Annotated in this window: 11 protein-coding genes; 10 read left to right on the forward strand and 1 reads right to left on the reverse strand. The window is 38.6% G+C overall.

Going from position 1 to position 11,775, the window contains the following annotated elements:
* The 5 genes from ftsY to BI291_RS05300 all read left to right on the forward strand — a co-directional run.
* Positions 1 to 1,026 (forward strand): signal recognition particle-docking protein FtsY (gene ftsY, locus BI291_RS05280; RefSeq protein WP_074496737.1); only part of this gene is annotated, 1,026 nt, incomplete at its 5' end.
* A 12-nt stretch (positions 1,027 to 1,038) separates the two neighbouring features.
* On the forward strand, positions 1,039 to 1,731 hold the full coding sequence (gene ftsE, locus BI291_RS05285) for a cell division ATP-binding protein FtsE (RefSeq protein ID WP_074496739.1): 693 nt from the start codon (positions 1,039 to 1,041) through the stop codon (positions 1,729 to 1,731).
* The gene (gene ftsX, locus BI291_RS05290) at positions 1,724 to 2,710 is read left to right on the forward strand and encodes a permease-like cell division protein FtsX (RefSeq protein WP_074496742.1); all 987 of its coding nucleotides are present in this window, start codon (positions 1,724 to 1,726) and stop codon (positions 2,708 to 2,710) included. Before ftsE ends, ftsX begins: the two co-directional genes overlap by 8 nt.
* A gap of 192 nt (positions 2,711 to 2,902) precedes the next feature.
* On the forward strand, positions 2,903 to 3,766 hold the full coding sequence (gene rpoH, locus BI291_RS05295; protein ID WP_074496744.1) for an RNA polymerase sigma factor RpoH: 864 nt from the start codon (positions 2,903 to 2,905) through the stop codon (positions 3,764 to 3,766).
* A 212-nt stretch (positions 3,767 to 3,978) separates the two neighbouring features.
* The gene (locus BI291_RS05300) at positions 3,979 to 6,597 is read left to right on the forward strand and encodes an EAL domain-containing protein (RefSeq protein WP_074496746.1); all 2,619 of its coding nucleotides are present in this window, start codon (positions 3,979 to 3,981) and stop codon (positions 6,595 to 6,597) included.
* A gap of 5 nt (positions 6,598 to 6,602) precedes the next feature.
* Here the strand turns inward: BI291_RS05300 and BI291_RS05305 are convergent, their stop codons facing one another.
* On the reverse strand, positions 6,603 to 7,625 hold the full coding sequence (locus BI291_RS05305) for a hypothetical protein (RefSeq protein ID WP_074496749.1): 1,023 nt from the start codon (positions 7,623 to 7,625) through the stop codon (positions 6,603 to 6,605).
* A gap of 95 nt (positions 7,626 to 7,720) precedes the next feature.
* Here BI291_RS05305 and tatA point away from each other — a divergent pair, with 95 nt between their 5' ends.
* The 5 genes from tatA to BI291_RS05330 are packed head-to-tail and all read left to right on the forward strand — an operon-like array spanning position 7,721 to position 11,770.
* On the forward strand, positions 7,721 to 7,948 hold the full coding sequence (gene tatA, locus BI291_RS05310) for a Sec-independent protein translocase subunit TatA (protein ID WP_074496751.1): 228 nt from the start codon (positions 7,721 to 7,723) through the stop codon (positions 7,946 to 7,948).
* A gap of 3 nt (positions 7,949 to 7,951) precedes the next feature.
* Positions 7,952 to 8,332, forward strand: a complete 381-nt coding sequence (tatB, locus tag BI291_RS05315) for a Sec-independent protein translocase protein TatB (protein ID WP_074496754.1) — start codon at positions 7,952 to 7,954, stop codon at positions 8,330 to 8,332.
* Positions 8,332 to 9,099, forward strand: a complete 768-nt coding sequence (tatC, locus tag BI291_RS05320) for a twin-arginine translocase subunit TatC (protein WP_074496756.1) — start codon at positions 8,332 to 8,334, stop codon at positions 9,097 to 9,099. The genes tatB and tatC overlap by 1 nt, the downstream gene beginning before the upstream one ends.
* 19 nt (positions 9,100 to 9,118) lie before the next feature.
* Complete coding sequence (locus BI291_RS05325; protein WP_074496759.1) at positions 9,119 to 9,904, forward strand: TatD family hydrolase; 786 nt, start codon at positions 9,119 to 9,121, stop codon at positions 9,902 to 9,904.
* Positions 9,905 to 11,770 (forward strand): GGDEF domain-containing protein, encoded by a 1,866-nt coding sequence (locus BI291_RS05330; RefSeq protein WP_074496761.1) that lies wholly within the window; start codon positions 9,905 to 9,907, stop codon positions 11,768 to 11,770.
* Positions 11,771 to 11,775: the final 5 nt, after the last annotated feature.

Consider the following 11,775-nt stretch of genomic DNA (forward strand, 5'->3'; position numbering starts at 1 on the left):
CCAGAGCCAGAGCCAGAGCCAGAGCCAGAGCCAGAGCCAGAGCCAGAGCCAGAGCCAGAGCCAGAGCCAGAGCCAGAGCCAGAGCCAGAGCCAGCAAAGAAAGTTGGATTTTTTGCTCGATTAAAACAAGGGCTAAGTAAAACACGACAAAACATCGGTGGAGGTTTGTTTGACCTTTTCCGCGGCAAAAAAATTGACGATGAATTATTTGAAGAACTCGAAACACATTTGTTAATGGCAGATGTTGGTGTTGAAACCACCATGAAGATCATTCAATCACTCACTGAATCAGCGTCAAGACGTCAGTTAAAAGATGCAGAAGCCCTGTATGATTTACTTAAAGTTGAATTAAATAAAGTTATTGAACCGGTGAATAAACCGTTAGAGATTGAGAAGAGTGATACGCCCTATGTTATTTTGATGGTGGGGGTGAACGGTGTAGGTAAAACGACAACCATCGGCAAACTGGCAAAACAATTTCAAGCACAAGGCAAGTCAGTTATGTTAGCAGCAGGTGATACTTTCCGTGCTGCTGCGGTAGAACAGTTACAAGTGTGGGGTGAACGCAACGATATACCCGTAATTGCACAACACACAGGTGCTGATAGTGCATCCGTAATTTTTGATGCGATTAGCGCAGCGAAATCACGTGGTGCTGATATATTAATTGCTGATACGGCAGGTCGATTACAAAATAAAGCACATTTAATGGAAGAACTTAAAAAAGTTGTTCGTGTCATGAAAAAACTTGATGAAAATGCTCCCCATGAAGTGATGTTAACGATTGATGCAGGTACAGGGCAAAATGCACTGAGTCAAACACAGTTGTTTGATGAAGCGGTAGGTTTAACAGGCCTGACGTTGACTAAATTAGACGGTACGGCTAAAGGTGGTGTTGTCTTTGCCGTTGCCGATAAATTTGATATTCCAATTCGTTACTTAGGAGTAGGTGAAGGTATTGATGATTTACGGCCATTTGATGGTGAAGATTTTATTAATGCTTTATTTAGCCAAGAACCAGAATAAATAAGAGCCACTATGATTCGCTTTAATCAGGTTAACAAAACTTACCCAGGCGGCTTTGTCGCACTTAATAATGTTAATTTTAGCTTAGCCGCTGGAGAAATGGCATTTCTAACTGGCCATTCAGGTGCCGGAAAAAGTACTTTGTTAAAGCTGATGTCGTTAATGGAAACACCTACAAGCGGCAGTGTTCATATCAATGGGGTTAATCTTTCCTCTGTATCGTATTCACAAGTACCCTTTGTGCGCCGTGGTATAGGCATGATTTTTCAAAATCACAATTTACTGATGGATCGCACTGTCTTTGATAATGTCGCTTTACCTTTAGTTATTGAAGGCTTTGGTCATAAAGAAACAAAAAAACGTGTTGAAGCTGCGCTAGAGAAAGTTCAATTAACCAGTAAAATACGTTGTTATCCTCATATGTTGTCGGGAGGGGAGCAACAGCGTGTCGGTATTGCTCGGGCTATTGTGAATAAGCCGCCAATTTTATTAGCGGATGAACCCACCGGAAATTTAGACCCCAAACTCTCATTAGAAATCATTAAATTATTTGAAGAGTTTAATGATTTAGGCGTTGCTGTGCTAATTGCCACTCATGATCTTGGCCTTATTGCACGATTAAAATATCGCACGTTAACGTTAAAACAAGGTGCAATGATTAACGATGGCCTTGTTGAAGGGTTGCAAGGTGGAAGTGATGAATAAACAACGCGACACAGCAAAGAACCATTCTAGTCAGCCACATACAAATGTTGCTGCCAAACTGTTGGCATATTTTATCCGTCATTTACAGCAAGGTATTGGTAGTTTAGGCGATTTATGGCGCACGCCTTTTACCTCAGTAATGACAATTCTTGTACTTGGCATTAGCTTAACTTTACCTGCAACGTTACATGTTTTTGTTAAAAACGCACAATCGATTTCACAGCAATGGGAATCAGCATCAGAAATAAGCTTATTTTTGAAACTCTCTACCAGCGAAAAAGCAGCAGAAAACTTAGTGAAGCGATTGTCGCTTTACCCTGAAGTGGCTAGCGTTAACTATATTTCTGCAAAAACTGCGATGGAAGAATTTAAATCGACATCTGGTTTTGGACAGGCACTAGATTACTTATCAACAAATCCATTACCGGCAACGGTACTTGTGATCCCAACAAAGCATTCAAGCCAGCCTCAAGCGGCTGAAGAATTACTGCAAAAATTAACCAATGAACGAGAAGTTGAACAAGGTAAACTTGATTTAGAATGGTTAACGCGATTAGCTGCGATCACTACTTTAATTGAAGATATTGTTGTTGGTATTGCAATATTATTATGTGCCTCAGTAGTACTTATTATTGGTAATACCATACGTTTAGCGATTTTAAATCAACGAGACGCTATTGCTGTAATGAAACTCGTTGGCGCAACAGATAGTTTTATTCAACGGCCATTTTTATATGCCGGTGCATGGTATGGTGTTTTAGGTGGTATGGTAGCGATACTTTGTGTCACTGCCCTGGTGCATTATTTTTCTTATTCATTGGTGGCGTTAACTGATCTTTACCAAAGCAACTTTAGCTTAATAGGGCTAAGTGGTGGAGAAATGCTATGGCTATTACTCTTTGCGATCGTGTTAGGGTTGTCTGGCAGTTATATCTCAGTAAGAAAACATATTCGCGCAATTGAACCAACAGCAGAATAAGTTGTCGTAAGTTATCTCAGATAGCTTAAAGCGTGTATGTTTTACGTCATAAAAAATTCATCGCATATTGTTTGAAAGATGCTAGTCTTATCTTCGGTCTTATTAATATAAATGACGATTTGTTTTAGCTATCGATCTATTAGATGCTTCGTGTTAACATCGCGAGCAAGGTTTTAAAAAAGGTGACTTTAAATGAGTGATACAATGCAATCGATGGCGCTAACTGTGCCACAAAGCGGCAGCATTGAAGCCTATGTGCAATCGGCCTATAGCATCCCTATGCTTACCGCTGAGCGGGAGCATGAGCTAGCGACTCGTTTACACAATGACAACGATTTACAGTCGGCACAAGAATTAATCATGTCGCACTTACGGTTCGTTATTCATGTTGCGAAGGGATATGCAGGATACGGTTTACCACAGGCTGATTTGATCCAAGAAGGTAATGTGGGCTTAATGAAAGCTGTTAAGCGTTTTAACCCAGAAGTAGGTGTACGCTTAGTATCATTTGCTGTTCATTGGATTAAAGCTGAAATTCACGAATTTGTATTACGCAACTGGCGTATCGTGAAAGTGGCAACAACAAAAGCACAACGTAAATTATTTTTTAATTTACGTAAAAATAAAAAGCGTTTGGGTTGGTTTAGCAATGACGAAGTAAGTCATGTGGCTGAATCACTTGGTGTGACTAAAAAAGACGTGTTAGAAATGGAATCACGTATGACAAGCCAAGATCAAACCTTTGAAATGTCGAATGACGACGATGACAATGCTGCCGGCAGTAATTTTTCACCTGCTCAATATTTAGAAGACGCTGCTTCAGATATTGCACAGCAAGTTGAAGAAAATAACTGGGAGCAACATGCGAATAAGCGTTTAGCAAATGCGTTAGTTGCACTTGATGATCGTAGTCAAGATATCATCAAAACTCGTTGGTTAGATGAAGATAAATCTACCTTGCAAGAGTTAGCTGATAAATATGAAATATCAGCAGAGCGTGTTCGTCAGTTAGAGAAAAACGCGTTAAATAAACTGAAAAATGGCATGGCTGCATAGTCATTAGCCATTGCGATAAAAACCGGCATTTGCCGGTTTTTTTGTGCTTAAAAAGATAATTATAGTTCGAAAGTTGGTTAAGATAATGGTTTTCGTTTACGTCATGTGAAAATAATGCTCATTTTTTGTGCTTTTGTACTAGTCAAAAGGCTAAATTTTGGTAGACTAGGTCGCAAAATAATAATACTAATAAAAAGATGGGTTAGCCTTAGATGGAAGTAAAGGCAAGTACAGATATTCAAGCAGCGCGCCAATTGCCTAAACTTAAGTCGCTGTTAAAGAAATATCGACAAGTAAAAACGATGCAATCAGGATTACTGCGTTTGTCTGAATTGGCAAGTACGGTAAATGATATGCCGTCGTTTTATAGTGCGCTTGAGTCAGTGATAAAATCATTATTAATTGCTGATAGTTTCCATATACTTCTTGTAAACAAATCTCGTCGTTTATCCCTCGCACATGCGCATAATGCCAAAGAAAAGCGTCTACTTGAATACTTAGAAAAAAATCATTGGCAACAAAGCTTAAGCAGTTTAGTTTTTGATGATTGTGAGGCTATTCATTGTAGTTCGGCAGAGCGTATGGCGTTAGCAAAAGCTGAGAAAATTTCCTTATACGGTTCTTCCTGCGTAGACTGGTTAGGTGTTCCTCTTAAACGTGGTCATCAAATTATTGGTGTTATTGCGTTACAAAGCTACGACAATAAGCTTTATTTTGATGACCGGGATTGTCAACTATTAGAATTTATCGCTGAGCATCTTGTTACCGCAATTGATCGTGTAAAAAGCAGGGAGTTGCTTGAGCAGAATATTCGTCAGCGTACGCAGAAACTAACAGATACCAATAGAAAACTACAGCAAGAAATAGGCGAACGGCAAAAAGCAGTAAAGCTTTATAAAGCGATGCTGTCCATTTCAGAGCTCACAGCAGCTAATCAAGATATTCAAGTATTTTATCAATCGTTACACCAAGAGATTAATGCACTTTTACCTGCGGAAAACTTTTATATTGCTTTAGTTAATGGTGAAGACAAGAAGCTGAGCTTTCCTTATTACATTGATGAAAAAGTTGCACAACCCCAACCAAGAAAAATGGGCAGTGGCTTAACGGAATTAGCCATTACAAGACGTTTACCGTTGCTTATCACAAATGGTAGTGTTTACGCGTTAACTGAACAGGGTGATATAGAACAGAAAGCCTTTACCTTGCAATATCCGGTTGAAAAATTGCCTAAGGCCTGGTTAGGTGCTCCATTAATCGATCAAGGCAATATTATCGGTGTGTTGGCGATTCAGCATTATCACCATCATCATGCCTATGGTCATCAAGACTTGGAACTTATTCGCTTTGTCAGTCAACATGTTGCCTCTGCAATTATGCGTAAAGAATCGCAAGAGGCGGCACAACGAAGCCGTGACGAACTTGAACGAATGGTGAATCAACGCACACAAGAGTTACAAGCAACTAATTTAAATTTGCGGATGCAAATAGAAGAACGTCGCAAAGCAGAGCAGCAGCTTTATTTTGAAGCACATCATGACGCGTTAACTAAATTACCTAATCGGGCAATGTTTTCTGATCGATTAAACTACGCGTTAAGTCATGTTAAACGTCATCCAAAACATAGGTTCGCGGTATTATTTATCGATTTAGATCGTTTTAAATTAATTAACGATACCTTAGGCCATCATGCAGGCGATGAGTTTTTAAAAGAAATCGCAAAACGTTTAACCATTTGTGTTCGCGATAATGATATTTTAGCGCGTTTAGGCGGCGATGAATTTGTTATTTTACTTGATTCATTGCAATCACAAGACGATGTTGAAGAAGTCGCTACTCGTATTATTTCAGCGATTGAGAAACCGTTTGATATCAATGGTCATACTTTATATTCGAATGCGAGTATTGGTATTGCTTTATGCAACCACCACTATAACGATGCTAATGAAATATTGCGCGATGCAGATGCTGCAATGTATCAAGCAAAAAGTATGGGACGTGGCCGGTACGTATTCTTTGATGACAGCATGCGTGAGCAATTAATTGCCAGTCTAACGCTAGAACAAGAACTACGTATTGCCATAAAGCAACAGCAGTTTGAATTACATTACCAACAAATTAGTGAGCTACAAAGTACTGATACCCTTGGGTTTGAAGTGTTACTTCGCTGGAAGCATCCAAGCAAAGGTTTATTAACACCAAGCGAGTTTTTATTTATGGCGGAAGAAACCGGCATGATCCTAGAAATTGAAACCTGGGTAATTGAACAAGTTTCTTTACGCTTGCGTCAATGGGAATCTCATGAAGAATATGCCAATGCGTTTATTGGCGTGAACCTTTCAGGGCGTCACTTAACACAAGCAAATCAGTTAAATTTACTCATAGAATTAATTAAACAAAATACCGTTCAGCCGGAGCGTTTAATTTTAGAATTTAATGAGTCTGCATTTACTCAACATACAGAGCTAGCATTGAAAGGGTTGCGTAAATTAAAAGACTTTGGCGTTAAGTTGGCGCTGGATGATTACGGGGCAGGCTTATCGTCGTTCAATTTCTTACATAGCTATCCTTTTGAATTTATTAAACTAGATCGTAGTTTAATTCGCTCTATTAGTTGTAATGAAGAAAATATTTCGCTTGTTAAAGCATTGCGTGACTTAGGAAGTAAGTTTGGCTACAGATTGGTGGCAGAAGGCATTGAGTCGCAAGATATGCTCGACAAGCTTAACAATGCTGGTTGTGATTTTGGCCAAGGTTACCATATTGCTAAACCAAAAAGGTTTGCTGATAACTGTGAGATCGAGGAAAGTACCTCCAAAGCGAGTGCATAGTAATATTAATCTCTAGAAAAATATCCTTCTACTCTCAAGGCAATACCAGGCGTTGTTGTGTAATGCTGTTCCTCAGGCCATTCTAAAAAAGGCTCAATTTCAAAAAACAACCAGCTTCGTAATGCGTTAAAGCGATAGCGGTGACTTAGTCGGTAGTTATCAATCATAAAGCCATTCTCGCCATTGCGCTCTCCTTCAACTTGTAATGCAGTGATAGAGGCTGAACTATGATCAATTTGTCGCAAGTAGTAGGCTCCGTGTTTCCAACGTAAACCGCTAAAGGCAGCCGAACCACGTACGCTATAATTGATTCGAAGTTGTGTTTTCGCATTAACTTGATAATCATATTCAAGCAATAACTTTGCACCTAAACCGTCACCAAGAAAGTAATACACAGAAGGATCTATTTTTATACTATTACGCTCATTCCATGTAATTCTGCGGTCATGCTTGATGCGAAAAAAAATATCCCCGCCCGAAATACCAATGCGTGATTCAAAAATACGACTTTTAGATTTTCGATGAGTATATCGTAAAGCAGCTGAGAAGCTTTCTTCATCAGTATGTGGTTTAGTGTTGATCGATTCTAACGGTAAGTGGCTTTGATCATTATCATCATCATCTGAAAAAATTAAATCAGCTTTATTTTTAAAATGAGGCAGTTTCACTTTAACACGAAATCGTGTATCAAATTTAGCCCAATCTCTTGCCTCTGGTTCCCATCCTAAACGAATACGGGCTGTTGTTTTAGGAGACTCTTGCTCCATTCCTTCTTCGAGAAAAAAATCATCAAACCAAAGCGCTGAATGATAGACGCTATCTGAAACCGCTTGATGTAAGCTTTCCATCCAATGTTGTTGCTTTTTATCCGAATACGATAGCTTTTTGCAGTCTTTTTGGGTTATATGTTGTTGTTTGCTTTGCTCTTCTTGAGTACATTTTTCTTGAACAACATTTGCCCTTACAGGACTGGTAAGCATGAATAAAACTGTGACTTTAGTGACGATGAATAGCTGCAATTTAGACAACGTTTTATTTTCTCCTTAAATTTAAAACAGTGAACAGATGCTTTTTTGAAATATAACTTTATAATGGCTGTAACTGAATTATAGGAGTTTTTTTAATGGGTGGAATAAGTATTTGGCAATTATTGATAATTGCCGCCATTGTTATTTTATTGTTTGGCACCAAAAAGTTACGTAATTTAGGCTCAGATCTAGGCTCTGCGGTTAAAGGTTTTAAAAAAGCCGTGACTGATGAAGAGAAAGAAGAGCAGTCTGCGGAAGCACTTGCAAATAAAAAGGCGACGGAAGAAAACACTGAAGCTAATAAAGAAAAAGATAAAGCGTAGCACATGTTTGATATCGGTTTTTGGGAACTATTAGTTATCTCGGTAATCGGGCTTGTCGTATTGGGGCCAGAGCGGCTACCTGTAGCTATTAGAACGGTAAGTGACTGGATTAAAGGCGTAAAGAGCTTTAGTCGAAATGTACAAAATGAAATTTCTCAGGAATTACGTATACAAGAATTACATGCGGATTTAAAAAAAGCTGAGCAAAGTAAATTTGAAGATATATCGCCTGAAGTCGCAAAATCACTTAAGTCGCTAAAAGAAGCTGCTGAGTCTGTGCAGCACCCGTACCCAAGCCAGAGTGATAATGCCCGAGTAACTGATACCACCTCAGGTGAAAATACATCAGATAAAACTACGGATAAAAAAGAAGTTGATCGTTAATGGATAATACACCGCAATATACCTTATTTGATCATTTGCTTGAGCTACGTGATCGACTGCTACGTATGGTATTGGCTGTTCTCATTGTTTTCTGTTCAATGGTGTACTTTGCAAATGATATTTATGAGTATGTTTCTAAGCCTTTACTTGCTGTAATGCCTGAAGGCGGTCAAATGATAGCAACAGATGTGGCATCATCCTTCTTTGCTCCGTTTAAATTGACTATTGTACTCGCGATATTCATTGCAATGCCTTACATTTTGTATCAAGTATGGGCGTTTATCGCACCGGGATTGTACCGTAAAGAAAAGCGATTAGTTGCGCCGTTACTGTTTGGTAGCAGCTTTTTATTTTATGCAGGCATTGTTTTTGTCTATTTCGTCGTTTTTCCAATTGTCTTTGCCTTTTTTACCTCAGTAGCGCCAGAAGGTGTCAATATTGCCACTGACATCAGCAGCTATTTAGACTTTGTATTAAAACTGTTCTTTGCTTTTGGTCTAACCTTTGAAATACCTGTGGTGATCTTGTTGTTATGTTGGACTGGATTTACTACACCAGAAAAGTTGAAAACGAAGCGCCCTTATATCGTCGTTGGTGCTTTTGTGCTTGGTATGTTGTTAACGCCTCCTGACGTTATATCGCAAACACTTCTAGCGATACCTATGCTATTGTTATTTGAAGCGGGGGTTTTTATTGCTGGTTTTTACCATGCAAATGATGATGAAGATGAGCAACAGCAAGCTGATGTAAATAGTGATAACACATAATAAATAAGCGGCGAATATATTGATCGATATTGGTGTTAACTTAACAAACGCTCGGTTTGATAAAGATCGAGCTGACATTATTTTACGGGCGAAGGCTAACAATGTTAGTGCAATGTTGGTGACCGGTACGAATGTGGCTGAAAGTCAACAAGCGTTAACCTTGTGTCAGCAATATCCTGAGTATTTATCTTGTACCGCGGGCGTTCATCCACATGATGCGGATCACGTGATAGACAATTATTTAGAACAACTACGTGAACTATCTACGCATGAATCAGTTAAAGCGATAGGAGAATGTGGATTAGATTTTAACCGTAATTTCTCTACACCTGAAAACCAACAAAGAGTGTTTAGTCAACAGTTAGCCCTAGCCGCTGATGTGCAATTACCGGTATTTTTACATCAGCGAGATGCTTTTGACAGTTGGCTGGCGATTATTAAGCCATTTATCAATAAAATTCCAGCATTCGTTACGCATTGTTTTACTGGTAATGAAACGGAAGTGAAACAGTGTTTAGCACATGATATGTATATAGGGATCACTGGCTGGCTATGTGATGAGCGAAGGGGCAGTGAGTTAAGAGCAGCTGTTAAGCATATTCCATTAGAGCGGCTAATGATTGAAACAGACGCTCCTTATTTAACACCTCGTACGATTCGGCCAAAGCCTAAAAGTAGCCGAAATGAACCGTCATATTTGCCATATGTAGTGAAAGCATTAGCAGAGATAACGGGTTACTCTGAGCAGACTATCATCGAATACAGTGTTGAAAATAGTCGTTATGTATTTAACTTGGAGCTCTAAATGAGATTACACATTATCTTATTGATTTTGTGCAGTCTATTACTCGTCAGTAATGCTAGTAATGCGGTTACTATGTCATCGTTTTCTTCGATGCCCGTTAATGATAGTGCGACAAAGCTAACACTCTATCTACCGCAGGAAGCCAACAAAGGCTTATCTATTAAACAAGTTAAAAATTTAGCGCCTGATCAATGGCAAAAAGTTTCGAGCCAAGATATAGCGATTAATGCTGGTAACAATTGGCTTAAAGTCGAATTATATAATGCATTAGATCAAACCGTTGATAATCACTTGGTGATTGATGGACGTCAATTTTTGTATCAACATATTATTTATCAAGATGAAGAAAGTCAGCAGTTAACGGATAAAAACCGATTAATATCGAGTACAAAACAAATCAATAATGTGGTGACCAGCCAAATAACCTTATCAGCCAATGAAACCGTTACTTTACTGGTAAAGCTTTCATCCCATGCAAATCGTGTCGTGCAAATCAGAACGTTAAATCAATATCGATTTACCCACTACATTGGCCAAGATAGTTTTATTTCTGGTTTGGCAATTGGGGGCTTAATTGCAATGGTCTTCATATTGTTATTTATTTTCTTATCAACAATAAATTATGCAATTTTATTATTGGCGAGTTATTTAGCGGCATTAACAGGGAGTTTAGCCGCAATGTACGGGGTAAATTTTTCTATTTTGCTACCACAATATACCAGTATTCATGGCCAAGAATTTCCTCTTTTTACTGCACTAAGTGCCATTTTGATTCTATGGTTTTGCAGTGAATTATTTAAACTGGCGGATAATCGCCGATATTTATATTGGGCCTATCATCTTATCGGGTGGAGTTTGTTGGTTTTCATTGGCGTTAGTTTCTTTTTGAGCTTTAATGATAATATTTTGATCAGTAATGTGATAAAAATTGTATCTACGCTATTTTTAGCGGCTTTAGCACTTCACTTAGCTCAACGAAAACACCAGTTGGCAGCACTTTTTAGTGCCTTTGTCATTGTGCAAGGCTTTATCGTTTTCACGAATGTTGGCTTATATGATTGGTACCATTTAAATACCGAGTTATATACCGTTGGTTACTGGATAACTGGCTTGCTTATCGTCTTTATTTTAGGACGTCAATCTCACCATGAAAAATACGAAAAATATGCCGCACGACAACAAGCATTAGCCAGTGCTGTAGAATCAAAAAAAGCCCAAGAAGAATTGTTGGTACTGCAAAATGAAAATCAAGAACAATTAGAATTAGCTGTGCAAGAACGAACATTAGAATTAAACATTGCGTTGCAAGAGTTGGAAGATGCCAACAGAGAGTTAGAACAAAAAAATACCCAAGATGAGCTTACGGGTCTATTTAATCGTCGACATTACGATCAAAAGTTATTGGCAGAATTTCGTCGTAGTCGTCGAAATTTAACGCCATTGAGTCTTGTTGTTATTGACATCGATCACTTTAAAGCAATCAATGACAAATATGGACATACCGCAGGTGATGTTTGTTTAGTTACGCTTGCACAGTTAATGAAAAACATATTACGTCGTAGTAGTGACCTTGGCTTTCGTTATGGTGGTGAAGAGTTTTGTTTGATCTTACCTGAAACAGACTCTGATGGGGCTATTGCTTTAGCAGAAGCGTTAAGAAGTAAAGTATTAGAAACGGCTTTTTCAATTGAAAGTGAGCAATTATCTTTAACGATTTCTTGTGGCGTAGCCACTTATCAACAACAAGCAGATGTTACACCTGTTGAGATCTTTAACATTGCAGACCAAGCGCTTTATCTCGCTAAAACACAAGGTCGTAACCGAGTCATTGCAAAAACAATAGAATCTGATACGAACAATACGTAGAGAGG

It is taken from the genome of Thalassotalea sp. PP2-459 (genome assembly GCF_001913705.1).
Taxonomy (GTDB): Bacteria; Pseudomonadota; Gammaproteobacteria; order Enterobacterales; family Alteromonadaceae; genus Thalassotalea_C; species Thalassotalea_C hakodatensis.